Origin of the sequence: Pseudomonas sp. ZY71, from assembly GCF_036542145.1 — a bacterium.
GTDB classification, from domain to species: domain Bacteria; phylum Pseudomonadota; class Gammaproteobacteria; order Pseudomonadales; family Pseudomonadaceae; genus Aquipseudomonas; species Aquipseudomonas koreensis_A.
The window spans coordinates 6,201,113-6,227,049 of sequence record NZ_CP144274.1 but is presented as its reverse complement, the minus strand read 5'-3'; the positions used below and the strand labels follow the sequence as shown (position 1 = coordinate 6,227,049).

Below are 25,937 nucleotides of genomic sequence, written 5' to 3'. Positions count from 1 at the left end.
CGCGCGGGCTGCAAAGCTGCGCTGTAGCGGGTCGAGAGGCCTGTTACGGTTCCGGGCGTCCGGGCGTGAGCCTGGCGGGAACGCCGGAGTATAACAGAGCAATCACTGCGCGCTGCTTTCCTGCTGCTCAACGGTTTTGCGGTTGGCCGTGACTGAGTTCAGTGAAGGGCTGCCGGCGGGCGCAGCGCCGTAGCGTGCGCTCAGCTCGGCGTAGGCCGGTTCGCGCTTGAAGCGCTTGAGTTCGGCGCCAAACCGCTGCACCAGCAAATCCATGCCGGCATTGCGCCGAACCGCGAGAAACTGGCTTTGACGGCTAATGACGGTAGGGTTTTCAGTGATTTGATCGCGAATATTCAGCTCATCGAGCAAGTGCTGGCCAACGCGGCGATCAGTAATCAGCAAGTCTATGCGACCGCGCACCAGTTTGCCGAAGTTGGCTTCGTGGGTCGGTGCCGGTTCACGGCTAAACAACGTTGATTCGCGGAAATCGGGGCTGTACAGATAACCCGGCGAAGTGCCGATGGTCAGGCCTTTGAGCTCTTCCAGTTTGCTGAACGGGTGCGGCCGGTCATTGGCGTAGAACATCACGAACTCGACGTCCGACAGCGGTTCGCTCGGGTAGAGCAGGGTGGCGTCGCGCTCGTCGCTGTGAAAGATATCCAGCGCGCCGTCGGCCTGACCGGTCTCAAGCATCGACAGGCAGCGCTTCCACGGCAGGAATTGCCATTCGACTTCAATGCCCAGACGCTTGAAGACGATGGCCGTGGTTTCATAGTCCAGCCCGAGGTTCTTGCCGCCTTCCTCATACACATAAGGCGCCCATGGCTCGGTGACAATACGCAGCTTTTCGCCTCGAGCGGCGAAGCTCAGGCAAGCAAAAACCAGCACGGCGAATAACTGCGTGATCAAAGGCATGGCTTGAGATTACGACGAGAAACGCGAAAGAGCCAGAAAGTGCCTGCACAAGCTCTGTTTCGGGCCTTTAAACGCAAAAAATCGCAGCCTCAACAACCCTTGTAGGAGCTGCCGAAGGCTGCGATCTTTTGATCTTGCTTGTCGCTTTCAGCTTGAAGCTTGTAGCTGCTTCAACGCGGCAACTTCAGGTTATTCCAGATCGCCAGACTAGGCTCAGCCTGGTTCATGGAATAGAAGTGCAGCCCCGGTGCGCCGCCCTGCAACAGGCGCTCGCACATCTCGCTGACGACTTGCTCACCAAAGCGCTGAATGCTTTGCGTGTCATCGCCGTAGGCTTCCAGTTGCTTGCGAATCCAGCGCGGGATTTCCGCACCGCAGGCATCGGAGAAGCGCGCGAGTTTGCTGTAGTTGGTGATCGGCATGATCCCCGGCACGATCGGCAGATCGACACCCTGCGCCTGCAAACGGTCGACGAAGTAGAAGTAGCTGTCGGCGTTGAAGAAGTACTGGGTGATCGCGCTGTCGGCGCCGGCACGGGCCTTGCGGATGAAATTGGCCAGATCGTCTTCGTAGTTGCGTGCTTGCGGATGCATCTCCGGGTAAGCGGCAACTTCGATGTGGAAATGATCACCGGTTTCTTCACGAATGAATTCCACCAGTTCATTGGCGTGACGCAGCTCACCGCTGGTCATGCCCATGCCGGACGGCAGGTCACCGCGCAGGGCGACGATGCGCTTGATGCCGGCGGCCCTGTACTCGTTCAGCAGGCCGCGCAGGTCGTCCTTGCTGTCGCCGACGCACGACAGGTGCGGAGCGGCCGGGATTTTGACTTCGCTTTCCAGTTGCAGAACGGTGTTGAGGGTGCGATCACGGGTCGAACCACCAGCGCCATAGGTGCAGGAAAAGAAGTCGGGATTGTAAGTGGCCAGCTGACGGGCAGTGGCGAGCAGTTTTTCATGCCCAGCATCGGTCTTGGTCGGGAAGAACTCGAAGCTGTAGCGACGGTCTTGGGACATGGTCATACCCTTGGAAACAAGAACCTTCGAGGCGCTGCAATCCCGTGTGGGAGCGAGCCTGCTCGCGAAAGCGCTGGGTCAGACAACACGGATGTTGAATGTTGAGACGCCTTCGCGAGCAGCCTCGCTCCCACAGGGAGAGCGAGCAAGCGCCTGTTAGTAGCGGTAAGCGTGCGGCTTGAACGGGCCTTCGACGGTCACGCCGATGTAGTCAGCCTGTTGCTTGGTCAGTTGAGTGACCACGCCGCCGAAGCCGCGAACCATTTCCAGGGCCACTTCTTCGTCGAGTTTCTTCGGCAGTACTTCAACAGTCAGGCGCTCGGCTTTCTGCGCTGGCGACAGGTCGGCGTACTTCTGGCCGAACAGGAAGATCTGCGCCAGTACCTGGTTGGCGAACGAACCGTCCATGATGCGGCTTGGGTGGCCAGTGGCGTTGCCCAGGTTTACCAGACGGCCTTCGGCCAGCAGGATCAGGTAGTCGTCGTTCTGCGCGTCGAAAGCGCCCGGGCCGGTACGGTGGATCTTGTGTACCTGTGGCTTCACTTCTTCCCATGCCCAGTTCTTGCGCATGAAAGCGGTGTCGATTTCGTTGTCGAAGTGACCGATGTTGCAGACAACAGCGCGCTTCTTCAGGGCTTTGAGCATGTTCGCGTCGCAAACATTGACGTTACCAGTGGTGGTCACGATCAGGTCGATCTTGCCCAGCAACGCTTTGTCGATGCTTGCTTCGGTGCCGTTGTTGATGCCGTCGATGAACGGCGAAACCAGTTCGAAACCGTCCATGCACGCTTGCATGGCGCAGATCGGGTCAACTTCGGAAACCTTAACGATCATGCCTTCCTGACGCAGCGACTGAGCGGAGCCCTTGCCCACGTCACCGTAACCGATGACCAGCGCTTGCTTGCCGGACAGCAGGTGGTCGGTGCCGCGCTTGATCGCGTCGTTCAGGCTGTGACGGCAGCCGTACTTGTTGTCGTTCTTGGACTTGGTCACCGAGTCGTTGACGTTGATGGCCGGGATTTTCAGCTCGCCCTTGGCCAGCATGTCCAGCAGACGGTGTACGCCGGTGGTGGTTTCTTCGGTCACGCCGTGAACGCGATCCAGTACTTGTGGGTACTTGTCGTGCAGCAGCTGAGTCAGGTCGCCGCCGTCGTCGAGGATCATGTTGGCGTCCCATGGCTGGCCATCCTTCAGGATGGTCTGCTCCAGGCACCACTCGTACTCTTCTTCAGTTTCGCCTTTCCAGGCGAAAACCGGGATACCGGCAGCAGCGATAGCGGCAGCAGCCTGATCCTGAGTCGAGAAAATGTTGCAGGACGACCAGCGTACTTCGGCACCCAGGGCAACCAGGGTTTCGATCAGCACGGCAGTCTGAATGGTCATGTGGATGCAGCCGAGGATCTTGGCGCCTTTCAACGGCTGTTCGCCGGAGTACTTGCGACGCAGACCCATCAGAGCCGGCATTTCCGATTCGGCGATGATGGTTTCGCGACGGCCCCAGGCCGCCAGGGACATGTCGGCAACTTTGTAATCGTTAAAATCTGCAGGCGTGATAACAGCGCTCATGAAGAGCCTCCATTCGTAATGTATGCGAATGGGCGCCGTTGTGCGTTTAGTGTCTGGCCTGAGCCAGTCAACGCCCCATCCGAGCCTGACAGGTTGAACCTGCTGCAGCGCCCCTCGGACAGGTGGCGGGAAAACGGTAGCAAGTGAACGTTACCGTTTTGAAACGGGGGCGATTATAGCCGTCTAGACTGATCTTCCAAAGGGTTTCTGTCGGCCAGATGAAGATCGTTAATGACGACCATAGTCGAAGCCGCATGGAGCCTGACCGCTCAGTCTGCCAAGATACCGTCCATCGTTCGGCAAGACACTCAGGAGTGAAGATGAATTTCCACACCCGCAAATGGGTAAAACCCGAAGACCTCAACCCCAACGGCACTCTGTTCGGTGGCAGCCTGTTGCGCTGGATCGACGAAGAAGCGGCGATTTACGCGATCGTCCAGTTGGGCAATCAGCGCGTGGTGACCAAGTACATTTCCGAAATCAACTTCGTCAGCGCCTCGCGCCAGGGCGACATCATCGAACTGGGCATCACCGCCACCGAGTTCGGCCGCACCTCGATCACCCTGACCTGCGAAGTGCGCAACAAGATCACCCGCAAGAGCATTCTCACTGTTGAGAAGATGGTGTTTGTAAACCTCGGTGAAGACGGTTTGCCGGCACCGCATGGGCGCACTGAAATCAAATATGTGAAAGACCAGTTTCAGGAAGATGAGTTAGTTACCAAGTGACATCAGCGTCGGCTTCATCGCGAGCAGGCTCACTCCTACAGGTACAGCGCAGTCCATGTAGGAGTGAGCCTGCTCGCGATGACGGTTTCAAAGTCAGCGAAGAATCATCTGCCCACTGAACAGCCATGAACCGCCGGGGTCGTAGGTAAACACCACCCCCACGGTTCCCACGCCATGACCACCCCCACTGACGGCAAAACCCCCGACCTCTCGGCCAAAGAGCAGCACGAAGTCGAGAAAAACCAGCCGCCCCGTGCGGCCGTTCTGCACGAAATCATCCGCTCTCAGGGCGATCAGGAGCTGGAGCGCAGTATCGCCGCACTCTGGTGGTCGGCGCTCGCGGCCGGGCTGACCATGGGCCTGTCGCTGATGGGCATGGGCCTGCTCAATTCGCGCCTGCCCGACGGTGATGAATTCAAAGTGATCGCCAGTTTCGGTTACTGCGCCGGGTTCCTCGCGGTGATCCTCGCCCGCCAGCAACTGTTCACCGAAAACACCCTGACGGCAGTGCTGCCGGTCATGACCAAGCCGACCCTGCAAAACTTCGGACGGCTGATCCGCCTGTGGACGGTGGTGCTCGTTGGCAACCTGTGTGGCACGATTCTGGTCGCGTACGTGATGCTCGAACTGCCGATCTTCGACAGCAAGACGGATCATGCCTTCCTCGAAATAGGCCGCAAGGTCATGGAGAACCATGCCAGCCAGATGTTCGCCAAAGGCATCGTTTCCGGCTGGATGATTGCCACCATGGTCTGGATGATCCCGTCCATGGAGAGCGCGAAGATGTGGATCATCATCCTCATCACCTATTTGATGGCGCTCGGCGATTTCACCCACATCGTGGTGGGTTCGGCGGAGGTGTCGTATCTGGTGTTTGCCGGTGAGTTGCCGTGGAGTGATTTCTGGATGGTCTTCGCGGGGCCGACGCTGGCGGGCAACATCATTGGTGGCAGCTTTATCTTTGCGCTGATCAGCCATGCGCAGATTCGAAGCGAGAGCGGGGCGCCGAAGGAGTCTGCGGATCAGGCCGAGAAACCGGATCCGCAGGAGATCAAAAAATGATCAGTGGTGAGCAGGTTCGCTGGTGGTCGCGGGCTCGTTGCGCGTCGCGTGCTTGACCAGTTTGCCGATGGTCAGCCCCTGCAACAGGATCGACGACAGCACCACAATGTAAGTGATGCTCAGCAACAGATCACGCTCCGGGCCCAGCGGCAGGGCCAGCGCCAGTGCCACCGAGACACCGCCGCGCAAACCGCCCCAGGTCAGAATCCGGATCGTGCCGGCGGGCACTGTCCGCCAGCGGCGCAGCAGCAGAATCGCCGGGGCCACCGTGAGCAGGCGCGAGAGCAGAATGGCTACCGCCAATACACTCGCCGCCGCCACGTGCAGCCAGTTGAACGGCAGCAGCAACAGCTCCATGCCGATCAGCGCGAACAGCAACGCGTTGAGCATGTCATCGAGCAATTCCCAGAAACCGTCGAGATAGCGGCGGGTCATGTCGTTCATCGCCAGATTGCGCCCGAGGTTGCCGATGATCAGACCGGCCACCACCATCGCGATCGGCGCGGAAACGTGAATCTCCGTGGCCATCGCCGAACCGCCAATGACCAGCGCCAGCGTCAGCATCACGGTGATCTGATGCTGCTCGACGCTCTTGATCATTCGATAGACCAGATAACCGATCAGCCCGCCGAACAGCACACCGCCGATGGCTTCATGAACGAACAACATGGCGGTGGCGCTGACGGTCGGGGTTTCGCCGAGTTGGGCGATGCCCAACAATACTGTGAACACCACAACAGCTGTGCCGTCGTTGAACAGCGATTCGCCAACGATGGTGGTTTTCAGCGGCTTCGAGGCGTTGGCGGTACGCAGCACGCCGAGCACCGCGATCGGGTCGGTTGGCGAAATCAGCGCGCCGAACAGCAGGCAATACAAGAAGCTCACGTGCCAGCCGAACAGGGCAAAAATGTAATAGGCGAGGCTGCCGATCACCGCCGTGGCAATCAACACGCCGAAAGTCGCCAACAGGCCGATGGGCCAGCGGTAGCTGCGCAAGTCATTCAGGTTGACGTGCAAGGCGCCGGCGAACAGCAGGAACGACAGCATCCAGTTCATCAGCAGATCGCCGAAGTCGATCTGACCGATCAGTTGCTGCACGCGTTCTTCGAGACCGGGGTAGCCGAGCACGCTCAGGCCTTGCAGGATCAGCGAGAACAACAGTGCGGTAACCATCACGCCGATGGTCGGCGGCAGACCGATGAAACGGAAGTTGACGAAGGTCAGGAGGGTGGTGAGGCAGATGAAAGCGGCGACAAGTTCAAGCATCCGGGGTCCTTTGGATGAGGTGTGGAAGATAGCGCACCGAATCTTTGGCGCAGGGGTTTGATGGGTTGAGTCAGGATCGGGACACAGTTGATGGTGTGATGAGATCAAGAGCCCCCTCACCCCAGCCCTCTCCCTTAGGGAGAGGGGGAAAGGGGGCAGATCTTCAAGTCTTTCAGGGGCTGAGTTCGGCTCGAAATTTCAGGTCGATGTAACTCGAACATTCAACACGGTCAGTCCCCTCTCCCTCTGGGAGAGGGTTAGGGTGAGGGCTAGCCGGACACATTGACCGCAGCCGCCTCACGACGTTGCAGATAAATAAACAAAAGCGCCGTCAGCACCGTCAACACACCGACCAGCGCACCGGTCCACGGCAAGTCCGCCAGATCCGCGCCACTGGCAACTACCAGCCCGCCGATCCACGCACCCGCCGCATTACCGAGGTTGAAAGCGCTTTGATTCAAGGTCGAGCCGAGGTTCGGCGCTTCATGGGCCTGATCGATGATCAGCAGTTGCAGAATCGGGCACAGCGCAAAGGCAAAAATCCCCCACAGCACCAGCGTGATCGCCGCCGGCACCACCGAGTGACTGGTCTGGCTGAACGCTGCCAGAATCACCACCACGGCCAAGGCCACACCGACCAGCGACGGCAACAAACGGCTATCGGCCAGACGTCCGCCGAGCATGCTGCCGCCGGTCAGGCCGACGCCGAACAACAGCAGCATCACCGTTACCCCGTGTGGGCTGACGCCGGTGATGTCTTGCAGGATCGGCGCGATATAAGTGAAAACGCTGAACAGGCTGGTCGACGCCAAAACACTCATGCCCAGCGCCAGCAGCACGTTGACCTTACCCAGCACTTTGAACTCGCTGGCGAGGTTGGCCTTGTCCATGGGGATGTGTTTCGGCAACCACAACCACTGCGCGAGAGCGGCGATCACACCAATCACCGAGACCGCCCAGAAGGTCGAGCGCCAACCGGCGTACTGACCCAACGCTGTTCCCAGCGGCACGCCGAGAACATTGGCCAAGGTCAGGCCGGTGAACATCATCGCAATCGCCTGCGCGCGTTTGTTCGGCGCGACCAGTCCGGCGGCAACTACCGAACCGATTCCGAAAAATGCTCCGTGACACAGCGCCGTGACCACGCGGGCGGCCATCAGCGTCGCGTAGTTCGGCGCCAGTGCACATAGCACGTTGCCGAGGATGAACATCAGCGTCATCCCCAACAAGGTCGCTTTGCGCGGCATGTTCGCGGTGCCGATCGCCAGGATCGGTGCGCCGAACACCACGCCCAGCGCGTAACCGGTAATCAACAAACCCGCGTGGGGAATGCTCACAGAAAGATCGCGGGCAACATCGGGCAGCAGGCCCATGATGACGAATTCAGTGGTGCCGATGCCGAACGCGGCAACAGCGAGGGCAAGCAAGGCGAGTGGCATGCGCAAGGTCTCTGTCGGTAGTCTTGACGCTTTGATCAGGCATACGCAGGCCGACGACCGCTCTCTATGGAGGGCGGTGCAGGCAGGAATTATTGGTGTTTTTCTGTGCGCAACTGAGTGCGGCGTGGTCACTTGCAGTATAAACAGCTGCTGACACATCGCGAATCAATAATCTGACTATTCGACGATTCACTGTAGGAGCTGCCGCAGGCTCGGGCCGCGTTCGGACGATCTTTTGATCTTGCTGTTAAAAATCAAAAGATCGCAGCCTGCGGCAGCTTCTACATGGGGACTCATAAAAATAAGGGGTAAGACGTGCTGGCGACGGGGTTGGTATTGATGGCGGCGCTGTTGCATGCGACGTGGAATACGTTAATCAAGTTCAGCGCCGAGCGGTTGCTGGTGGTGGCGTGCATGGACACCGTGGCGCTGCTGGTCGTCGCTATCGCGTTGCCATTCGTGAGCTTGCCGCCCATGGAAATCTGGCCGTGGATTCTGGCGTCGGCAGCGTTTGAATTGCTGTATCGCTACCTGCTGATTCAGGCGTATCGGGTCGGCGATCTCGGGTTGGTCTATCCACTGATGCGTGGTTTGTCGCCGCTGGTAGTGCTGGCGCTGACCCTGATCTTCGCCGGTGAAGTGCTCACCACGCAGCAAATCTTCGGCATCATGCTGATCCCGTTCGGTATGATTTGTCTGCTGTGGCAGGGCGGCGGTGGCAAGCATTTGCCGTGGTCGATGCTGCCGGTGGTGGCGCTGATCGGCCTGTGTATCGGTTGCTACACCTACATCGATGGCCAGGCACTGCGGCGCTGGTCGCATCCGCTCGATTACCTGGTCTGGGTCACGCTGCTCAGCGCCTGGCCGTTTCCGTTGCTGGCGTGGGTCGCCAAGCGTCCGGCGTTCATGTTGTTCTGGCGTGAGCAATGGAAGCTGGGGTTGGCGGTGGGCGTCTGCGTATTGGCCAGCTACGCTCTGGTGCTATGGGCGATGCAATTGGGCTCGATTGCCGAGGCGGCGGCATTGCGTGAGATCAGCGTGATTCTGGTGGTGCTGTTCGGCATGCGCTACTTGAAAGAACCTTTCGGCCGTCCGCGGCTCTTAGCCTGTGGGTTGGTACTGATCGGCATGCTGGTGATGAAGTTCTAACGGCCCGCGAATTCTACAACTCGAAAAAAGGACGGCGTTATGACGGTGGCTCTGTGGTGTGTGTTGATTGCGATTTTTCTGCCGTATGTCTGCACTGGCGTGGCGAAAGCCGTGGGCGGTTACCGGTTGAGTGACAACCACGATCCGCGTGACTTTCTTGAAAGCCTCAACGGTGTGGCCCGTCGGGCGCACGCGGCGCAACTGAACAGCTTTGAAGTGATGCCGGCGTTTGCAGCGGCGGTGATCGTTGCGCACCTGGTGGGAACCGCGCAGTTGGTGACGGTCAATGTGCTGGCGGTGATGTTTATTACCAGTCGCCTGCTGTACATCATCTGCTACCTGGCGGACTGGGCGATCCTGCGTTCACTGGTCTGGTTTGTGGGGATGGGGCTGATTGCTTCGTTCTTCTTTGTGTCGGTCTGATTATTTTACTGGTGTTGCTGATGGCCTCATCGCGAGCAGGCTCACTCCTACATTTTGGAATGCGTTCCCCTGTAGGAGTGAGTCTGCTCGCGATAGCTATCTGATTACCTCAGCAGATTCCAAGGCTTACTTCTTCTCTGTATCCGCCACCTGCGGCACTTGCGGCAACGCCGCGCCTTTTGGCCAGAGCATCCAGATCTGCCCTTGTTGTTTCATATCCCCGGCCAGTTGCCCGGCCGCATCACCGGTGCCCCAGAACAGATCCGCGCGAACTTCGCCGGCAATCGCGCCGCCGGTATCCTGTGCCGCGACCGGGCGGACCAGTGCAGTGCCATCCGGTTTAGTGGTTGATAGCCACAACAGACTGCCCAACGGAATCACATTGCGATCCACCGCCGCGCTGTAGCCGGCAGTCAGCGGCACGTTCAGCGAACCGCGCGGGCCTTCATTGCTGTCCGGGTTGCGGGTGAAGAACACATAGCTCGGATTGCTGCCGAGCAGCTCCGGGATGCGCGCAGGGTTGGCTTTTGCCCAGTTGCTGATCGCGTTCATGGTCACGTCTTCTTTCTTCAGCTCACCTTGCTCGACCAGCCAGCGCCCGATAGGGCGATACGGATGGCCGTTCTGATCGGCGTAAGCGATGCGCAACTGTTTGCCGTCCTGGGTTTGAATTCGCCCGGAACCCTGGATCTGCAAAAACTGCAGATTCATCGGATCGGTCAGGTAGGCAACCACGGGGGCTTTCACGCCTTTGGATTCGATGGTGGCTGCATCGTCGTAAGGCTTGAGCACGCGACCTTCGAGGCGACCGCGCAGACGCTTGCCTTTCAGTTCAGGGTAAATACTGTCCAGCGAGACGATGATCATGTCTTCCGGTACGCCATACACCGGCACATTGGCCGCGTCGGTGGGCGTCAGGCTGCCGGGGTAGACCGGCTCGTAGTAGCCGGTGATCAAACCGTTGGGGTTGTCGTTTTCAGCGCGTAGGCCGTAGACATCGAGATTCTGTTTGAGAAACGCACGAATCTCGGAGGCGCTCTGCGGAACATTGGCCGCTGCTGCGCAGGTAGTGCTCCAGACCGCATCTGCCTTGAGTCGGGTGCACGCGCTGCGCCACGAACCGAAACCGGCGACCAGGTCGCTATCGGATACCGCCGGCAAGGCTTCCCAGGTGGCGCTGGAATAAGTGGCCAGCGCGTGGGTTTTTGGCTTGGCGGTTTCGCCACCGGTGCAGCCGGCGAGAATTGCCAACACTGGAAGGGTGGCTATGAGCGGGTGAAACCAGGCCTTGAGACGGCTGTTCATGGAGTGATTCCTGTGCCGGTTGTCTGAGTGCTCCATGCGCTCGAACAACCCGTATTTTTAATAGGGCTATTGGTGTTTGGCGGTGACGCGAGGATACTGGCCGCCGAATTCCGTGACCTGAAGCCACCATGACTCTTAAACGCATTGCTGTTGTATTGCTGGCCTGTCTGACCTTGTCCGCCTGTGGCGGTGTCGATCCGAATTCTCCGCTGGGCCAGCGCAAGGCCATTTTCAAACAGATGCTCAAGACCGGCGAAGACCTGGGCGGCATGTTGCGTGGACGCATTCCGTTCGACGGGCCGAAGTTCGCCGAAGGCGCGGTCAAGCTCGATGCGTTGTCCCATGAACCGTGGAAGCATTTTCCGCAGGTTCGCGAAGAAGATCACACCAGCGCCAAGGACGATGTCTGGCAGAAGCAGGCGCAGTTTCAGGAAATGGCCCGCACCCTTGAAGCGGCCACCGGTGAATTGGTGATCGCCAGTCAGGTTCAGCCATACAAGGCCAGCAACCTTGGGCCGGCGGTGCAGAAAGTTGAGGATGCCTGCAGCGCTTGCCATAAACAGTTTCGCGATCATTGATATTTAAAAGATCGCAGCCTGCGGCAGCTCCTACCCTGATCAATGCAGGAGCTGCCGCAGGCTGCGATCTTTTGATTTTTACTTATCGATTTCGTCCAGCGCATCCTGCAGTTCTTTGCGCGACTCGGCCAGTTTGTCTTTGCGCTTGTTGATCTTTTCCGGGTCGCCTTTCTTCATGGCTTTGTCGAGATCCGCCTGACGCTTGCTCACTTCGTGCTTGGCTTCGAGCACCTTGTTTTCGCGTTCTTTCTTCAGGCCCGCGTCGGTGCAATGCTCGGTCACTTCACGCAAGGCCGTTTCCAGGCCGGCCTGCTGATCGGCATTGCCGCGCGACTTGGCCTGTTCGATCTGGTTCATGATGCCTTGCTTCTTGGCTGCGCAGCCGGTCAGGCCCGGGGCGTCTTCGTCGGCCATTACGGGCGCGGCCATCATGCCGCAGAGGGTGAGCATGGCGAGCGGTGCAAGAAATTTCATAAAAGCTCCATGTGCAAAGGCAATCGGGTCGGTCAGGCACTGCGCTGTTGGAGCGCTTGGGCTACCGATGGGTTCCCGGCGCGCCGGGATTGCGTAGTCAGAAACCGTCGATTCCGGCGGCATGTAAGGTTTCGCTCAAAGCCAGTACCTGCGGATCGCGAAAGAATGCGCTCAGTTGCGCCGCACGTCCCGGGCCGATACCGGCTTCGGCCTGCCATTGTTCGGTGTCACGTTGTGCCAGCGCCTGCCATGAGTCAGGCAGTTGTGCCTGACCTGTCGGTGGTAAGCCCAGGGCTTTGAGCCATTGGACGAAGGGCCGTTGGCGCGCGCTGTGAAAACTGTTCATCAGGCGTTCGCTGCTGCGTTCGCCGAAGCCGGCAATGTTAGCAAGCTCTGGCGCGTCGAGGGTCAACCAATCCAGCAGGTTATTCACGCGGCGTGTATCGAGAAGTTTCTCCCAGGTGCCACGACCGACATGTTGCATCGCCAGCCCGTTTTTACCGCTGAGCCAGGTCAAGCGGGCGAGAAACTGGCTTTCACAACCGTGGGTCGGTTGCCAGCAGCTCAGGGCGTGGAAGTCGTCGGCGTTGGGGATGTTGAGGTCTGTGCGTTCGGCGGCGCGCAGCACCACGCTGTCGAGCCGTGGAATGGTCAGGCCGGCGAGGCTGATTGCCACTTGGTCGCCGGGACGGATATCCAGATCTTGCCAGCGTTTGAAGGAACTGGCGCTGACCCGTTTGATTTCCCGGTCATCGAGCATGACGGGTTTGAGTTCGAGTACTGGCGTGATACGCCCGGTGCGCCCGATCTTGAAGTTGACCTTGCGCACTTCGGCCAGCGCTTGAGCAAAAGGATACTTCCACGCAACTGCCCAATACGGAGCGCGAGCCTGCCAGCGCTCGGCGGGTGGTCGTTGGCTCTGGCGCAGTACCACGCCGTCAGTGGCAAAGGGCAGGGGTGAGCGATACCAGTGATCGCGCCATTGCTGCGCGGCAGCAAAGTCGGCGACAGGATGACTGTACGGTTCAATCGTGGCGAAACCCAGCGTCGCCAACGTGGCGACTCGCTCGGGCAATTGCGCTGGGCCTTGTGGCCAGTCCCAGACGAACAGTCCGATACCGGCGGCTTGCGCGGCATCCAGGGTTTTGCGTCCCATCAGTCCCGCGACGGTGGAGCGAGCGTTAACGCTGCCGGATCGAGCTTGCACGTGCTCGTTCAAGCGCCAATAGAGTTCGCCCTGCACCAGCATATCCAGCGGTTGTGTCAGGCGTTGAGGAATGGCGCCGATCTTCTGCGCTGATGGCGTCCAGTCTTGCCCGTGAACCCCGTCACCGCGACTGATGACCTGTTGCAAAACGCCGGCGCGATAAATCAGCGTCACCGCAACGCCGTCGACTTTGGGTTGTACCCAGACATCCTTGCGATCGCGTAGCCACGTTTCCACGGCCTCGGTTTTATGCAGTTTATCCAGGCCGGTATGGGCGATGGGGTGCGCGTTTGAGCCTGAAACTGTGCGCAAAGGATCGGGTGGCGAGGGCACTTTGAAACACGCTCGCCACTCGTTCAGTTGCGCAAGGGATTGGTCGTAGAGTTCGTCGGCAATCAGTGAGCGGCCTTCGCGGTGGTAAGCGTCGTCCCATTGGTCGATCTGCTTTTGCAGGGCGGTGATTTCGCTTTTTGCATGAGTGGCTGGCCAGTTCGGGCAGTCAGCGTGGGCGTTGAGGGCCGTACAGGCCAGGAAGAAAACCGACAGCAGGCGAAGCGTGACAAGCATCGTGAGCGTCCTTGCTCAGGGGGAATGCTTGAAGGTTAGAAGACAATATGTGGCCCGGTCGGTGGGGTGTTTTGCGGGGTGTTTCTGCTCAGAATCACTTGTCGGGCACGCCGGCCTCTTCGCGAGCAGGCTCGCTCCCACAGGGATGTATTTAAGGCATGAAAAAGCCCCGCACGGTGCGAACCGTGCGGGGCTTTTTGTGCAGCCGGGAAGTTCTTACAGACCCGCAGCGGAACGCAGGGCGTCGGCGCGGTCGGTTTTTTCCCAGGTGAACGTGGTGAAGGTGTCTTCGCCAACGGTCTTGGTCTCTGGCGTGCGACCGAAGTGGCCGTACGCTGCAGTTTCCTGGTACATCGGGTGCAGCAGATCGAGCATGGTGGTGATTGCGTATGGACGCAGGTCGAACACTTCACGCACCAGTTTGACGATCTTGTCATCACTGATCTTGCCGGTGCCGAAGGTGTTCAACGAGATCGACGTAGGCTGAGCTACACCGATCGCGTAGGAAACCTGGATCTCGCAACGCTCGGCCAGGCCGGCCGCGACGATGTTCTTGGCAACGTAACGGCCAGCGTAGGCAGCCGAACGGTCAACCTTCGATGGATCTTTACCGGAGAACGCGCCGCCGCCGTGACGGGCCATGCCGCCGTAGCTGTCGACGATGATCTTGCGACCGGTCAGACCGCAGTCACCTACCGGGCCGCCAATGATGAACTGGCCGGTCGGGTTGATGTGGAACTGGGTGTCTTTGCTCAGCAGTTCGGCAGGCAGCACGTGCTTGACGATCAGCTCCATCACGCCTTCGCGCAGGTCTTTGTACGACACTTCAGGGTTGTGCTGGGTCGACAGAACTACAGCGTCGATACCGACAACCTTGCCGCCTTCGTAACGGCAAGTCACTTGCGACTTGGCGTCCGGACGCAGCCAAGGCAGCAGACCCGATTTACGGGCTTCGGCCTGGCGCTGTACCAGCTGGTGCGAGAAGGTAATCGGTGCTGGCATCAAAACGTCGGTTTCGTTGCTGGCGTAGCCGAACATCAGGCCCTGGTCGCCGGCGCCCTGATCTTCAGGCTTGGCACGGTCAACACCCTGGTTGATGTCCGGGGATTGCTTGCCAATGATGTTCATCACGCCGCAGGTCGCGCCGTCGAAGCCGACGTCGGAGCTGTTATAGCCGATGTCGAGAATCACGTTACGCACGATCTCTTCCAGATCGACCCAGGCGCTGGTGGTCACTTCACCGGCAACGATGGCCACGCCAGTCTTGACCAGAGTTTCCACGGCAACGCGTGCGTGTTTGTCCTGGGTAATGATGGCGTCCAGCACCGCATCGGAAATCTGGTCGGCGATTTTGTCCGGATGCCCTTCGGACACGGACTCGGAGGTGAAGAGGGAGTATTCGCTCATCTCGATGTTTTCCTGAATTTACCGATGGTGAGTGTCGCCAGTCGGTCGCTGAAAATGGCGAACCTGGATCTGGAAACCATTACGTAAGCCTACATAGAGGCTTTCCCCGGGAACGAGTCCCGCAGCGGTGGCCCAACGGGCCAAATCGTCCTGTTCAAACCCCAACCACAGATCACCGCAGGCCTCCCTGGCCCAACTCTGGTTGTGGCTACATAACTCTGTCACGAGCAGGCTACCGCCCGGTTGCAGCAGGTCGGCCATGTGCTTGAGCGCATCGGCCGGCGCGGCGAAATGGTGCAACACCATGTTCAACACCACGCAATCGGCCTTGAGGCTGGTGCCATTCAATGCATCGGCCAATTGCAGGCTGACGTTAGCCAGCTGTTCACGTTCGCATACCTGACGCGCCAGTTCGAGCATCGCCGGGCTGTTGTCCAGCGCGGTTACGGTGCCGAAGCGACGGGCCAGTTCCGGCAGAAAAGCACCATCGCCGGGGCCGACTTCAATGGCCGTGGCAGCACCATCGAAGTTCAGTTTGTCGAGCAGGGCCAGCACGCTGTCACGGTACTGCGGCAGGCCTGCGATCAAGTCTTGCTGGGCGCGAAATTTCTCCGCGACCCGGGCGAAAAAGTCCTGACTGGCCGCGGCACGTTGGCCGTGAACCTGCTCGATGCGCGCTTGCACGTCGTCAGGCAGATCCAGATTGTCGACTTCTTCTAACAATGCCGCGTGCAACTTGCCGCCGAGCAGTTCGGTGTGGGGCAGGGCGCGGCGATAGAAAATCGCGTTGCCTTCGCGGCGCGTCGCCACCAGGTCGGCTTGTGCCAGTACCTTGAGGTGATGACTCATGCCGGACTGACCGATGCCGAAAATCTGCGCCAGCTCGAGAACACCGAACGAATCGTTGGCCAGCGCGCGCAAGACATTCAGCCGCAACGGATCGCCGCCGGCCTTGCACAGGGCCGCCAGCTCGTCGCAATCGTCATGGCGAATGGAAGGCACGCGTAAATTCATAGGGCCGCAGTCTAGTGATGGGGGGAATTCATCGCAAGGCCAATATCAAAAAGTTTTGATATTGCTCGATCAATGGCGCTTTTTATTGCACTTCTCACTCACCGGTTAACTCTACAAACGAGTAGCGGAAAGGTTTCACCAACAGAAAGCGCCGCTATCCATTGGAAAAACGCCCCTCGATGACTATCTGTCATTGCCCCGAGGCGCTCCGGTGAGGGAAAATGCCCTCCTTTTTTCCGTTTCGACTTACCAGAACCCAGGAGATCAGCGATGCCTAGCCGTCGTGAGCGTGCCAACGCCATTCGTGCCCTCAGCATGGATGCCGTGCAAAAAGCCAACAGCGGCCATCCCGGTGCCCCAATGGGTATGGCAGATATTGCCGAAGTGCTTTGGCGCGACTACCTCAAGCACAACCCGAGCAATCCATCGTTCGCCGACCGTGACCGCTTCGTGCTGTCCAACGGCCATGGCTCGATGTTGATCTACTCGCTGCTGCACCTGACCGGTTACGACCTGTCGATCGAAGACCTCAAGCAGTTCCGTCAACTGCACAGCCGCACTCCAGGTCACCCGGAATTCGGTTACACCCCGGGCGTTGAAACCACCACCGGCCCACTGGGTCAGGGTCTGGCCAACGCCGTCGGTTTCGCCTTGGCTGAAAAAGTCCTGGCGGCGCAGTTCAACCGTCCGAGCCACAATATCGTCGACCACCACACCTACGTGTTCCTGGGCGATGGCTGCATGATGGAAGGCATTTCCCACGAAGTTGCTTCCTTGGCCGGTACGCTGGGTCTGGGCAAGCTGATCGCTTTCTACGATGACAACGGCATCTCCATCGACGGCGAAGTCGAAGGCTGGTTCACCGATGACACGCCGAAGCGTTTCGAAGCCTACAACTGGCAAGTGATCCGCAACGTTGACGGTCATGATCCGGAAGAGATCAAGACTGCCATCGAGACTGCGCGCAAGAGCCCGCTGCCGACCCTGATCTGCTGCAAGACCACCATCGGTTTCGGCTCGCCGAACAAGCAGGGCAAAGAAGACTGCCACGGCGCTCCACTGGGCGACGCGGAAATCGCGCTGACCCGTCAGGCGCTGAACTGGAACCACGGCCCGTTCGAAATCCCGGCTGACATCTATGCCGAGTGGGATGCCAAGGAAAAAGGTCGCGCGGCCGAAGCCGAGTGGGATCAGCGTTTCGCTGCCTACTCCGCTGCGTTCCCGACCGAAGCCAACGAACTGGTGCGTCGTCTGAGCGGTGAGCTGCCAGCTGACTTCTCGGAAAAAGCTTCTGCTTACATCGCTGAAGTTGCGGCCAAAGGCGAAACCATTGCCAGCCGTAAAGCCAGCCAGAACACCCTGAACGCATTCGGCCCGCTGCTGCCGGAACTGCTTGGCGGCTCCGCTGACCTGGCCGGTTCCAACCTGACCCTGTGGAAAGGTTGCAAAGGCGTCAGCGCTGAAGATGCCAGCGGCAACTACATGTATTACGGCGTGCGCGAATTCGGCATGACCGCGATCATGAACGGCGTGACCCTGCACGGCGGCCTGGTGCCTTACGGCGCGACCTTCCTGATGTTCATGGAATATGCGCGCAACGCCGTACGCATGTCGGCGCTGATGAAGAAGCAAGTCATCCACGTCTACACCCACGACTCCATCGGTCTGGGCGAAGACGGCCCGACGCACCAGCCGATCGAGCAATTGACCAGCCTGCGTACCACACCGAACCTCGACACCTGGCGTCCAGCCGATGCCGTTGAATCTGCCGTGGCCTGGAAAAACGCTCTGGAGCGCAAGGACGGCCCATCGGCGCTGATCTTCTCGCGTCAGAACCTGCAGCATCAGGAACGCGATGCCGGCCAGATTGCCGACATCAGCCGTGGCGGTTACGTGTTGAAGGACTGCGCAGGCGAGCCTGAGCTGATCCTGATTTCGACCGGTTCGGAAGTGGGTCTGGCGGTTCAGGCTTACGACAAACTGACCGAGCAAGGCCGCAAGGTGCGTGTGGTTTCCATGCCGTGCACCAGCGTGTTCGACGCTCAGGACGCCGGCTACAAGCAAGCCGTGCTGCCGTTGCAGGTCAGCGCGCGTATCGCCATCGAAGCGGCTCACGCTGACTTCTGGTTCAAGTACGTGGGTCTGGAAGGTCGTGTGATCGGCATGACCACTTACGGCGAATCGGCTCCGGCTTCGGCACTGTTCGAAGAGTTCGGCTTCACCCTGGAAAACATCCTGGGTCAGGCGGAAGAACTGCTGGAAGACTAAGTCCGACAGTTGTGTTGTCCGGGCTGACGCCTTCGCGAGCAGGCTCACTCCTACAGGGTTTTACGTTGCCCGTGTAGGAGTGAGCCTGCTCGCGATAGCGTCGGTTCAGACAATAAAGAGCTTTCTGATTCACCACGGTAATCGAGAACCCCATGCCTCAACCGCGTCCCTACAAAGTTGCACTCAACGGCTACGGCCGGATTGGTCGTTGCGTCTTGCGTGCGTTGTTTGAGCGAGGCGAAGAAGCCGGGTTTGAAATTGTCGCGATCAACGATCTGGCGGACATGGCCAGCATCGAATACCTGACACGCTTCGACTCCACCCACGGCCGTTTTCCGGGCGAAGTGCGAGTAGACGGCGATTGTCTGCATATTAATGGCGACTGCGTGAAGGTCCTGCGCAGTGCCACCCCCGAAGACATCGATTGGGCGTCACTCGGCGTCGATCTGGTGCTGGAATGCTCAGGTGCCTATAACACCCGTGCCGACGGCCAGCGCTTTCTCGACGCTGGCGCGCCACGCGTGTTGTTCTCGCAGCCGATGGCCAGCGAGGCAGATGTCGACGCCACCATCGTCTATGGCGTCAATCAGGATTGCCTGACCGGCGACGAACTGCTGGTGTCCAACGCCTCCTGCACCACCAACTGCGGCGTGCCGCTGTTGCGTCTGCTCGACAAGGCGATCGGCCTCGATTACGTGTCGATCACCACGATTCACTCGGCGATGAACGACCAGCCAGTGATCGACGCCTATCACCACGAAGACCTGCGCCGCACCCGATCGGCGTTCCAGTCGGTGATCCCGGTGTCCACTGGTCTGGCGCGTGGCATCGAGCGCCTGCTGCCGGAACTTGCCGGGCGAATTCAGGCCAAAGCCGTACGCGTGCCGACGGTCAACGTGTCCTGCCTCGACATCACGATGCAGACCGCCACGGCGACCGACGCCAATGAGGTCAACCGGATCCTGCGCGAAGCCGCCACCAATGGCCCGCTCAAAGGCCTGCTGGCCTATACCGAGTTGCCGCACGCCAGCTGTGATTTCAACCATGACCCACATTCGGCCATCGTCGATGCCAGTCAGACCCGTGTTTCCGGCCCTAAGCTGGTGAACATCCTGGCCTGGTTCGACAACGAATGGGGTTTTGCCAACCGAATGCTGGACGTTGCAGAACACTATCTGCAAACAGCAACTTCAAAAAAACCGTAGGAAGTGCGACCCATGACCGTGTTGAAGATGTCCGACCTCGATCTGCAAGGTAAGCGCGTATTGATCCGCGAAGACCTCAACGTCCCAGTCAAGGACGGTGTTGTCACCAGCGACGCGCGTATCCTGGCTTCGCTGCCGACCATCAAGCTGGCCCTGGAAAAAGGCGCGGCCGTGATGGTCTGCTCGCACCTTGGCCGTCCGACCGAAGGCGAGTTCTCCGCCGAGAACAGCCTCAAGCCGGTCGCTGACTACCTGAGCAAAGCGCTGGGCCGCGAAGTGCCGCTGGTGGCTGATTACCTCGGTGGCGTTGACGTCAAGGCTGGCGACATCGTGCTGTTCGAAAACGTGCGCTTCAACAAGGGCGAGAAAAAGAACGCCGACGACCTGGCCCAGCAATACGCCGCCCTGTGCGACGTGTTCGTGATGGACGCTTTCGGCACCGCTCACCGCGCCGAAGGTTCGACCCATGGCGTGGCCAAGTTCGCCAAAGTCGCCGCTGCTGGCCCACTGTTGGCCGCTGAACTGGACGCACTGGGCAAAGCCCTCGGTGCTCCGGCACAACCAATGGCGGCTATCGTTGCCGGCTCCAAGGTCTCGACCAAACTCGACGTGCTGAACAGCCTGAGCCAGATCTGCGATCAACTGATCGTCGGCGGCGGCATCGCCAACACCTTCCTCGCGGCGGCCGGTCACCCGGTTGGCAAGTCGCTGTACGAACCGGATCTGCTCGACACCGCGCGTGCCATCGCTGCCAAAGTCAGCGTGCCACTGCCGGTTGACGTAGTGGTTGCCAAGGAATTCGCTGAAACCGCAGAAGCCACCGTCAAGCTGATCGCTGACGTCGCGGCGGACGACATGATTCTGGACATCGGCCCGCAAACCGCGGCCAACTTCGCCGAACTGCTGAAATCGTCGCAAACCATTCTGTGGAACGGCCCGGTCGGCGTGTTCGAATTCGACCAGTTCGGCAACGGCACCAAAGTGCTGGCTCAGGCCATTGCTGAAAGCTCGGCATTCTCCATCGCTGGCGGTGGCGACACTCTGGCTGCGATCGATAAATATGGCGTGGCTGAGCAAATCTCCTACATTTCCACCGGTGGTGGCGCGTTCCTCGAATTCGTCGAAGGCAAAGTGCTGCCAGCTGTTGAAGTCCTGGAAAGCCGGGCCAAGGCCTGAGGCCGCCCGTTTGGCCAGGCAAGGAGTGTTTTCATGGTCAAGTCGTTAGCGCTGTTGTTGCTGACCGGTACGCTGGCGGCCTGCGGGAGTAACCCGAAGGCCGAAGCCACGCCGGCACCGAGCGAGTCGCAGAAGGGCTGCTATCAGGCCGACTGGCAGGCCGAAACAAACCCGGTGCTGAACAAGCGCTCGGGGCCGGACGGCCTGGACAAATACGAGACGCAAACCCCGGCCAAGGAACATGGTTGTCCTTGACGGGTCTGACTCTTTAACTCAGGGCTGGCGGCGTGCGCCGTCAGTCGAGGAACACGGATGAAAGGCTTGATCGCCATTGCGGCGTTGGCATTGTTGGGCGGTTGCGCGCAGTTGAACCTGTTTCAGTCGTCTGCTCCGGCGGATAACTGGACGACCTGGACCTGCGACAGCCAGGCCAAAGTGCTGTGGCGTTACGCCGATGCCGGCCAGAAAGAAGTCGACGTTCGACTGGGTGGCGGTGATCAGGTCTATCGCCTGAAAGAAGAGCCGGGCGCCTCGGGCACGCTGTACAGCGACGGCATGCTGGCGTTTCACGTCAAGGGAGAGGAAGGCCTGGTTTACTGGGTCGCCACCAATGACCTGATCGGCCGCGGCTGCAAGGCGCAGTAATTGAAACACCACAGGCCCAATGTAGGAGTGAGCCTGCTCGCGATAGCGGTATGACAGTCACTGCAATATTGACTGCAAGATGGCTATCGCGAGCAGGCTCACTCCTACAGGGGTTCTGTGCAGTTCTCAGGATTTTGCTTTATCGAATCACCAGACCGGGCCTCAACCCCCGATCTGCAATCACTTGAATAGCCGCCGCCGCTCCGGCAGGCTGGCACGATTAACGACCCTCAACCGGGAGAGACACACACAATGGCACTTATCAGCATGCGCCAGATGTTGGACCACGCAGCCGAATTCGGCTACGGCGTTCCAGCCTTCAACGTCAACAACCTTGAGCAGATGCGCGCCATCATGGAAGCCGCTGACAAGACTGACTCCCCGGTGATCGTTCAGGCTTCGGCCGGCGCCCGTAAATACGCCGGCGCGCCTTTCCTGCGTCACTTGATCCTCGCCGCGATCGAAGAATTCCCGCACATCCCGGTGTGCATGCACCAGGACCACGGCACCAGCCCTGACGTCTGCCAGCGCTCGATTCAACTGGGCTTCAGCTCGGTGATGATGGACGGCTCGCTGGGCGAAGACGGCAAGACCCCGACCGACTACGACTACAACGTCCGTGTTACCCAACAAACTGTAGCCATGGCGCACGCCTGCGGCGTTTCGGTAGAAGGCGAGCTGGGCTGCCTGGGTTCGCTGGAAACCGGCATGGCCGGTGAAGAAGACGGCATCGGCGCCGAAGGCGTTCTGGATCACAGCCAAATGCTGACCGACCCGGAAGAAGCCGCTGACTTCGTCAAACGCACCCAGGTCGATGCCCTGGCCATCGCCATCGGCACCAGCCACGGCGCCTACAAGTTCACCAAGCCACCAACCGGTGACGTACTGGCGATCGACCGCATCAAGGAAATCCACAAGCGCATCCCGAACACCCACCTGGTGATGCACGGTTCCTCGTCGGTGCCACAAGAGTGGCTGGCGATCATCAACCAGTACGGTGGCGACATCAAAGAAACCTACGGCGTACCGGTTGAAGAAATCGTCGAAGGCATCAAATACGGCGTACGCAAAGTCAACATCGACACCGACCTGCGCCTGGCCTCCACCGGCGCCATGCGTCGCCTGATGGCCACCAACCCGAGCGAATTCGACCCGCGTAAATTCTTCGGCGCCACCGTGACCGCGATGCGTGATGTGTGTATCGCTCGTTATGAAGCGTTCGGCACTGCCGGTAATGCTTCGAAGATCAAACCGATCTCGCTGGAAGCGATGTACCAGCGTTATCTGAAGGGTGAGTTGAACGCCAAGGTTAACTGAGCCTGAGCGTTAAATTGCGATGATAAAAAAACCGCCGAGAGGCGGTTTTTTTTAATCGATTTTTAGGTAAACGCATCTTTACGTGGCTCTGCAATTAAGTAATTCAGAAAAAACCAAGTTCGTATTTGCCTTTGGCTGCGGCAATAAAACTAACAATTATCTGGGCGTGGCCAGTGCGGATAATCGATGGATTGGAAAAGAAAGTCCAATCAAGCGTCAAAGTGTGTATAGGCGCTGTACTGGCTGGTCCTCCTATCAACTGACGATATACATTCCAGAGTGTCCAGTATTCGAGTGTTTGCATGCAAATAAAAATCGAACTTGAATCGGAAGAGTTGATCAGGAAAGTCGATCTCCGATTTGATACGAGGTGCGGGCGCGACGAGCATATTTTTTACGGGTTTCCCTTTAAGCGACGTAGAAGTGATGCTAGAGAATGCTGGTCACGCTGCGGTTAAAATGATTGGGAAAGATTGCTCATGATCAAACTCCTTTGTTGTCAGGGTTATGCTGTGAACAGTCGCTCACTGTGTGACGTTTACGGCGCGATAGCTTTCATGTATGTGATAAAGGACACATAAGTTGGGCCGCCTGGAGTTGTGGCGACAAAGCTGAATTCTAGAAGGCCCGGGCCGAGCCCGAAGCGCATAGGCGCCCATAACTGAAATCTGAATTGCCCATTCTTGTTAGGTAAAATAGTAAGAGATTGATTTACAGTAGAGCCTGGGGGGTAGTGTTCTCGACTGTTATATCAACAATGGTGCCCGTGATGAATTTTGGATTTGTTTCTTCAACGGTATAACCATCAAAAAATTTTGTGAGTCCAAAGGTTGTGTATTCAATGGAATTTTGGTTGTCATAGTCTATACCAACCACACCTCGTGCAGTTACATCGGTGTTGTTCCCGTCGAGGAGCGTGATTCTGGGGGCACGGTGAGCTTTATAGATTGGGCTGGGCATAGGGCACCTCAAATATTTCAAGAAAGTATTCAATGGATGATTGTGGAAGTCTTTTACGCGCCACAGGAGACTTTGTGGTTTATCAGATTCTGAACCACAGCCTGCTTCGTTCAGGCGGTAAAGCCGGCTGCTCTTCTTTGGCGGGGCTTACATGTCGGAACTGGATATTCATAAGTAAGGCCAATTTTGGGTTCCTTATTGATATTATGGATTGATGGTTTTAATGGGGTTGATGGGAAAGAGGGCAGCCACATTGGTGGATTTGATTTGTGCTGCCCTTGTTGTTTCTCCTATAGGTCAAGGAATCAAGAGTGGTAATGTCTGTGGAGGTGCACCGAAAGGGTTGTCACGGAATTTAATTGCTACACCAAAAACCACCTCACCAAATGGATACGCCTTCGGTTGGTTTGGTTTTTTTTCCTCGGCCAGGATATAAGCTTTCTCCTCTTTATCAATTCCTAGAACTAATTTCTTGATCGCTTTGTCCTTGTCAAGGACGGTGGCGTATTCCCCTTCTTTAAGCAGAGTGACTTGTATTTCAGTGGTTCCGATTATCATTTTACTTGCCTCTTTGACGTCTGTTAAATGGTTACGTATGGTCGCATGGCTGGTGGAATATTGGCGTATACAAAGTCTTTTAACTCTATGGCGTCGCGAAGTTCGGGCTCAGAGAAGTTTGTGGATGGGATGTTAGTGTCGTTATTATGAAGGGGGTCCAAGACTATGAAAAAAGTATGGTCCGCTGGTGCCACCCGGATTAGCTGAGAGTTATACCGATCCCTTAATATAAGCTGTTCGTTGAGATGGTCGAACTCAGCAAGTTCCCCTACAACTCTCTCCCCCCCACTCGCCGGATAGGCAGCAAGCGGCATTCCAAGTTCAAGTTCAAGTTCCAGTTCAAAGGGAGCGGGCTCAGGTACTTTTAATACCTGCTCGATACGATTTGCGAAATTAACGCCTTTAGAGAGAAATCCCATTTGATTCACCAATTGCGGCTGTATGGAGACCTCATTCTTAAGCCCGCGCGATAATTGGTCTACTGTCATAAATGACAGGTTTTTAGTCTATTTTCTTATTAATAATTTTTTTCTGATTTCGATTGGTTTTATTTAAGAACAAAATTGAACCCCTAAAAGGCGCTGTTATATCGATCAGGATGCATTGCGGTAAAAACTGTTCCTTTTAAGTTAAGAAAGGTTAATCAAGCGTTATGATTAAAATACACATGCGCCGATGTCTTATATTGCAAAATCTTCTAGATTACCTGTCATTTCTATCAGGTGGCAGTAGAACAGTTTTGAGTTACTCTTGAGCGGCGATAAGCGAGTGTGACGTTGGGCTCGATTGTTGCGAAGGTCTGAGTAGAGACGGCATATCTGAAAACGGGTACATTCATTTGATAGAGATAGAACAGTGGGGAGGACCAGTGGGATAATATTTGCAAGGGGACAGATTTATTTAAATCCGTTCCTTTCTCTCGCTGCTACACTTGCTCCGTTACAAGGACGTAGGGAACTATATGCCAAGAATGGCACGCATTTTATTACCAAACTACCCGTACCCTATCGTCCAGCGTGGCCACAACAAGCAGGTGGTATTCGCCGCCCCAGAAGACTTCCGGTGTTACGTCAGCGACTTGAAATAACTCAAGCATGTGTTTGGTGTAAAGGTCTAAGCCTTCTGCTTAATGACTGATCACGTCCACCTGCTCCTCGCCCCAGGAAAAGACACATCCGGACTAGAGAAGTTGATGAAAGGTCTGGCTGGCCGTATGACGCGTTATCGCAAAAAGCTCGAAGAACGCTCGGTTACCCTGTGGGAAAGTCGATACAAATCCCGCGTCGTCGAAACAGACACCTACTTGCTGGCCTGTAGCCGATACATCGAACTGAACCCGGTACGTGCGCAGATGGTTGATCGCGCGCAAGATTACCCCTGGTCCAGCTACCCCTTAAGACAAAATGAGAATGCAGAGCATATTTGGATAGATAAAAGCCCAGGATTCGAAGGACTGGGCTTGACCCATTCCGACCGCCTGGCTCGCTACAGCGAATTCATGGGGCAAGCGACTCCAGCTTCGTAACTGCAACTGATAAGACAAGCACTTCAACGCGGGCAATTGACTGGGAGTCCACGTTTCACGAACGAAATTGAAAACATCACTGGGATTCGGGTTTCACAACGACCTAGAGGACGTCCCGAGAAATAATAAAGGTACCTACTAAAAGCAAAGGGGATAATTTAATAAAT

Annotated in this window: 24 protein-coding genes, 1 pseudogene and 1 riboswitch; of the genes and pseudogenes, 12 read left to right on the top strand and 13 right to left on the bottom strand. The window is 57.7% G+C overall.

Features of this window, described 5'->3' with window-relative positions; translation table 11 throughout:
• Positions 1-102 precede the first annotated feature (102 nt).
• The 3 genes from VY732_RS27690 to ahcY form a co-directional block, all read right to left on the bottom strand.
• Positions 103-915, bottom strand: coding sequence for a substrate-binding periplasmic protein (locus VY732_RS27690; RefSeq protein ID WP_116028383.1), 813 nt, complete (start codon positions 913-915; stop codon positions 103-105).
• 170 nt (positions 916-1,085) lie between these two features.
• The gene (metF, locus tag VY732_RS27685; RefSeq protein ID WP_331692857.1) at positions 1,086-1,931 is read right to left on the bottom strand and encodes a methylenetetrahydrofolate reductase [NAD(P)H]; all 846 of its coding nucleotides are present in this window, start codon (positions 1,929-1,931) and stop codon (positions 1,086-1,088) included.
• 156 nt (positions 1,932-2,087) lie between these two features.
• A complete protein-coding gene (gene ahcY, locus VY732_RS27680) occupies positions 2,088-3,497 on the bottom strand; it encodes an adenosylhomocysteinase (protein ID WP_007913721.1) in 1,410 nt (469 codons plus the stop codon).
• 23 nt (positions 3,498-3,520) lie between these two features.
• A riboswitch (S-adenosyl-L-homocysteine riboswitch) is annotated at positions 3,521-3,619 on the bottom strand.
• A 198-nt stretch (positions 3,620-3,817) separates the two neighbouring features.
• On the opposite strand from ahcY, the gene VY732_RS27675 reads away from it, so the two are divergent.
• Positions 3,818-4,225: an acyl-CoA thioesterase gene (locus VY732_RS27675; RefSeq protein WP_016984776.1), complete on the top strand. Its 408-nt coding sequence runs from the start codon at positions 3,818-3,820 to the stop codon at positions 4,223-4,225.
• A gap of 174 nt (positions 4,226-4,399) precedes the next feature.
• Entirely contained in the window at positions 4,400-5,287 is an 888-nt protein-coding gene (locus tag VY732_RS27670; protein ID WP_116028381.1) for a formate/nitrite transporter family protein, read from the top strand.
• Here VY732_RS27670 and VY732_RS27665 read toward each other — a convergent pair whose 3' ends face one another.
• Together VY732_RS27665 and VY732_RS27660 are read right to left on the bottom strand one after the other, a co-directional pair.
• Positions 5,288-6,553, bottom strand: coding sequence for a cation:proton antiporter (locus VY732_RS27665; protein ID WP_077574864.1), 1,266 nt, complete (start codon positions 6,551-6,553; stop codon positions 5,288-5,290).
• A gap of 269 nt (positions 6,554-6,822) precedes the next feature.
• Complete coding sequence (locus VY732_RS27660; protein WP_077574863.1) at positions 6,823-7,992, bottom strand: MFS transporter; 1,170 nt, start codon at positions 7,990-7,992, stop codon at positions 6,823-6,825.
• 315 nt (positions 7,993-8,307) lie between these two features.
• Between VY732_RS27660 and VY732_RS27655 the strand changes: the two genes are divergently transcribed.
• Together VY732_RS27655 and VY732_RS27650 are read left to right on the top strand one after the other, a co-directional pair.
• A complete protein-coding gene (locus tag VY732_RS27655) occupies positions 8,308-9,141 on the top strand; it encodes an EamA family transporter (protein ID WP_212620862.1) in 834 nt (277 codons plus the stop codon).
• A gap of 39 nt (positions 9,142-9,180) precedes the next feature.
• Positions 9,181-9,564: an MAPEG family protein gene (locus VY732_RS27650; protein WP_077574861.1), complete on the top strand. Its 384-nt coding sequence runs from the start codon at positions 9,181-9,183 to the stop codon at positions 9,562-9,564.
• 126 nt (positions 9,565-9,690) lie between these two features.
• On the opposite strand, the gene mltA is transcribed toward VY732_RS27650, so the two are convergent.
• Positions 9,691-10,869, bottom strand: coding sequence for a murein transglycosylase A (gene mltA / locus VY732_RS27645; protein ID WP_331692854.1), 1,179 nt, complete (start codon positions 10,867-10,869; stop codon positions 9,691-9,693).
• Between the two features lie 128 nt (positions 10,870-10,997).
• On the opposite strand from mltA, the gene VY732_RS27640 reads away from it, so the two are divergent.
• Positions 10,998-11,447 carry a c-type cytochrome gene (locus VY732_RS27640; protein WP_116028377.1) on the top strand — a complete coding sequence of 150 codons (450 nt, stop codon included), beginning with the start codon at positions 10,998-11,000 and terminating at the stop codon, positions 11,445-11,447.
• A 78-nt stretch (positions 11,448-11,525) separates the two neighbouring features.
• On the opposite strand, the gene VY732_RS27635 is transcribed toward VY732_RS27640, so the two are convergent.
• The 4 genes from VY732_RS27635 to VY732_RS27620 form a co-directional block, all read right to left on the bottom strand.
• Complete coding sequence (locus VY732_RS27635) at positions 11,526-11,921, bottom strand: DUF1090 domain-containing protein (protein WP_331692851.1); 396 nt, start codon at positions 11,919-11,921, stop codon at positions 11,526-11,528.
• A 97-nt stretch (positions 11,922-12,018) separates the two neighbouring features.
• Positions 12,019-13,695 carry an NAD-dependent DNA ligase LigB gene (gene ligB, locus VY732_RS27630; protein ID WP_331692849.1) on the bottom strand — a complete coding sequence of 559 codons (1,677 nt, stop codon included), beginning with the start codon at positions 13,693-13,695 and terminating at the stop codon, positions 12,019-12,021.
• 216 nt (positions 13,696-13,911) lie between these two features.
• Positions 13,912-15,102 carry a methionine adenosyltransferase gene (gene metK, locus VY732_RS27625; RefSeq protein WP_016987231.1) on the bottom strand — a complete coding sequence of 397 codons (1,191 nt, stop codon included), beginning with the start codon at positions 15,100-15,102 and terminating at the stop codon, positions 13,912-13,914.
• An 18-nt stretch (positions 15,103-15,120) separates the two neighbouring features.
• Positions 15,121-16,116 (bottom strand): ArsR/SmtB family transcription factor, encoded by a 996-nt coding sequence (locus tag VY732_RS27620; RefSeq protein WP_077574856.1) that lies wholly within the window; start codon positions 16,114-16,116, stop codon positions 15,121-15,123.
• A 270-nt stretch (positions 16,117-16,386) separates the two neighbouring features.
• Between VY732_RS27620 and tkt the strand changes: the two genes are divergently transcribed.
• The 6 genes from tkt (at position 16,387) to fba (ending at position 22,727) form a co-directional block, all read left to right on the top strand.
• A complete protein-coding gene (gene tkt, locus VY732_RS27615; protein ID WP_137217420.1) occupies positions 16,387-18,384 on the top strand; it encodes a transketolase in 1,998 nt (665 codons plus the stop codon).
• A 152-nt stretch (positions 18,385-18,536) separates the two neighbouring features.
• Positions 18,537-19,589 (top strand): erythrose-4-phosphate dehydrogenase, encoded by a 1,053-nt coding sequence (gene epd / locus VY732_RS27610; protein WP_331692846.1) that lies wholly within the window; start codon positions 18,537-18,539, stop codon positions 19,587-19,589.
• Positions 19,590-19,601: 12 nt separating this feature from the next.
• A complete protein-coding gene (locus VY732_RS27605) occupies positions 19,602-20,765 on the top strand; it encodes a phosphoglycerate kinase (protein WP_331692843.1) in 1,164 nt (387 codons plus the stop codon).
• Between the two features lie 33 nt (positions 20,766-20,798).
• Positions 20,799-21,020, top strand: coding sequence for a hypothetical protein (locus VY732_RS27600; protein WP_007913756.1), 222 nt, complete (start codon positions 20,799-20,801; stop codon positions 21,018-21,020).
• Positions 21,021-21,077: 57 nt separating this feature from the next.
• A complete protein-coding gene (locus VY732_RS27595; RefSeq protein WP_016987235.1) occupies positions 21,078-21,410 on the top strand; it encodes an MliC family protein in 333 nt (110 codons plus the stop codon).
• A gap of 252 nt (positions 21,411-21,662) precedes the next feature.
• The gene (fba, locus tag VY732_RS27590) at positions 21,663-22,727 is read left to right on the top strand and encodes a class II fructose-bisphosphate aldolase (RefSeq protein WP_007913760.1); all 1,065 of its coding nucleotides are present in this window, start codon (positions 21,663-21,665) and stop codon (positions 22,725-22,727) included.
• Positions 22,728-23,438: 711 nt separating this feature from the next.
• On the opposite strand, the gene VY732_RS27585 is transcribed toward fba, so the two are convergent.
• From VY732_RS27585 to VY732_RS27575, 3 genes are all read right to left on the bottom strand, one after another.
• The gene (locus VY732_RS27585; protein ID WP_331692838.1) at positions 23,439-23,687 is read right to left on the bottom strand and encodes a hypothetical protein; all 249 of its coding nucleotides are present in this window, start codon (positions 23,685-23,687) and stop codon (positions 23,439-23,441) included.
• 297 nt (positions 23,688-23,984) lie between these two features.
• Positions 23,985-24,245, bottom strand: coding sequence for a hypothetical protein (locus tag VY732_RS27580; protein WP_331692836.1), 261 nt, complete (start codon positions 24,243-24,245; stop codon positions 23,985-23,987).
• Positions 24,246-24,268: 23 nt separating this feature from the next.
• Positions 24,269-24,733 carry a hypothetical protein gene (locus tag VY732_RS27575; RefSeq protein WP_331692835.1) on the bottom strand — a complete coding sequence of 155 codons (465 nt, stop codon included), beginning with the start codon at positions 24,731-24,733 and terminating at the stop codon, positions 24,269-24,271.
• A 473-nt stretch (positions 24,734-25,206) separates the two neighbouring features.
• On the opposite strand from VY732_RS27575, the pseudogene VY732_RS27570 reads away from it, so the two are divergent.
• A pseudogene (locus VY732_RS27570) lies at positions 25,207-25,896 on the top strand (transposase).
• The last annotated feature ends 41 nt before the right edge of the window (positions 25,897-25,937 follow it).

Coding starts and splice junctions, on each gene's coding strand:
- VY732_RS27650 (WP_077574861.1), top strand. CDS start 9,181: ATGACGGTGGCTCTGTGGTGTGTGTTGATTGCGATTTTTCTGCCGTAT.
- metF (WP_331692857.1), bottom strand. CDS start 1,931: ATGTCCCAAGACCGTCGCTACAGCTTCGAGTTCTTCCCGACCAAGACC.
- VY732_RS27690 (WP_116028383.1), bottom strand. CDS start 915: ATGCCTTTGATCACGCAGTTATTCGCCGTGCTGGTTTTTGCTTGCCTG.
- ahcY (WP_007913721.1), bottom strand. CDS start 3,497: ATGAGCGCTGTTATCACGCCTGCAGATTTTAACGATTACAAAGTTGCC.
- tkt (WP_137217420.1), top strand. CDS start 16,387: ATGCCTAGCCGTCGTGAGCGTGCCAACGCCATTCGTGCCCTCAGCATG.
- VY732_RS27635 (WP_331692851.1), bottom strand. CDS start 11,921: ATGAAATTTCTTGCACCGCTCGCCATGCTCACCCTCTGCGGCATGATG.
- VY732_RS27620 (WP_077574856.1), bottom strand. CDS start 16,116: ATGAATTTACGCGTGCCTTCCATTCGCCATGACGATTGCGACGAGCTG.
- VY732_RS27665 (WP_077574864.1), bottom strand. CDS start 6,553: ATGCTTGAACTTGTCGCCGCTTTCATCTGCCTCACCACCCTCCTGACC.
- fba (WP_007913760.1), top strand. CDS start 21,663: ATGGCACTTATCAGCATGCGCCAGATGTTGGACCACGCAGCCGAATTC.
- ligB (WP_331692849.1), bottom strand. CDS start 13,695: ATGCTTGTCACGCTTCGCCTGCTGTCGGTTTTCTTCCTGGCCTGTACG.
- mltA (WP_331692854.1), bottom strand. CDS start 10,869: ATGAACAGCCGTCTCAAGGCCTGGTTTCACCCGCTCATAGCCACCCTT.
- VY732_RS27600 (WP_007913756.1), top strand. CDS start 20,799: ATGGTCAAGTCGTTAGCGCTGTTGTTGCTGACCGGTACGCTGGCGGCC.
- VY732_RS27605 (WP_331692843.1), top strand. CDS start 19,602: ATGACCGTGTTGAAGATGTCCGACCTCGATCTGCAAGGTAAGCGCGTA.
- VY732_RS27580 (WP_331692836.1), bottom strand. CDS start 24,245: ATGATAATCGGAACCACTGAAATACAAGTCACTCTGCTTAAAGAAGGG.
- VY732_RS27595 (WP_016987235.1), top strand. CDS start 21,078: ATGAAAGGCTTGATCGCCATTGCGGCGTTGGCATTGTTGGGCGGTTGC.
- VY732_RS27585 (WP_331692838.1), bottom strand. CDS start 23,687: ATGCCCAGCCCAATCTATAAAGCTCACCGTGCCCCCAGAATCACGCTC.
- VY732_RS27575 (WP_331692835.1), bottom strand. CDS start 24,733: ATGACAGTAGACCAATTATCGCGCGGGCTTAAGAATGAGGTCTCCATA.
- metK (WP_016987231.1), bottom strand. CDS start 15,102: ATGAGCGAATACTCCCTCTTCACCTCCGAGTCCGTGTCCGAAGGGCAT.
- VY732_RS27670 (WP_116028381.1), top strand. CDS start 4,400: ATGACCACCCCCACTGACGGCAAAACCCCCGACCTCTCGGCCAAAGAG.
- VY732_RS27640 (WP_116028377.1), top strand. CDS start 10,998: ATGACTCTTAAACGCATTGCTGTTGTATTGCTGGCCTGTCTGACCTTG.
- VY732_RS27660 (WP_077574863.1), bottom strand. CDS start 7,992: ATGCCACTCGCCTTGCTTGCCCTCGCTGTTGCCGCGTTCGGCATCGGC.
- epd (WP_331692846.1), top strand. CDS start 18,537: ATGCCTCAACCGCGTCCCTACAAAGTTGCACTCAACGGCTACGGCCGG.
- VY732_RS27675 (WP_016984776.1), top strand. CDS start 3,818: ATGAATTTCCACACCCGCAAATGGGTAAAACCCGAAGACCTCAACCCC.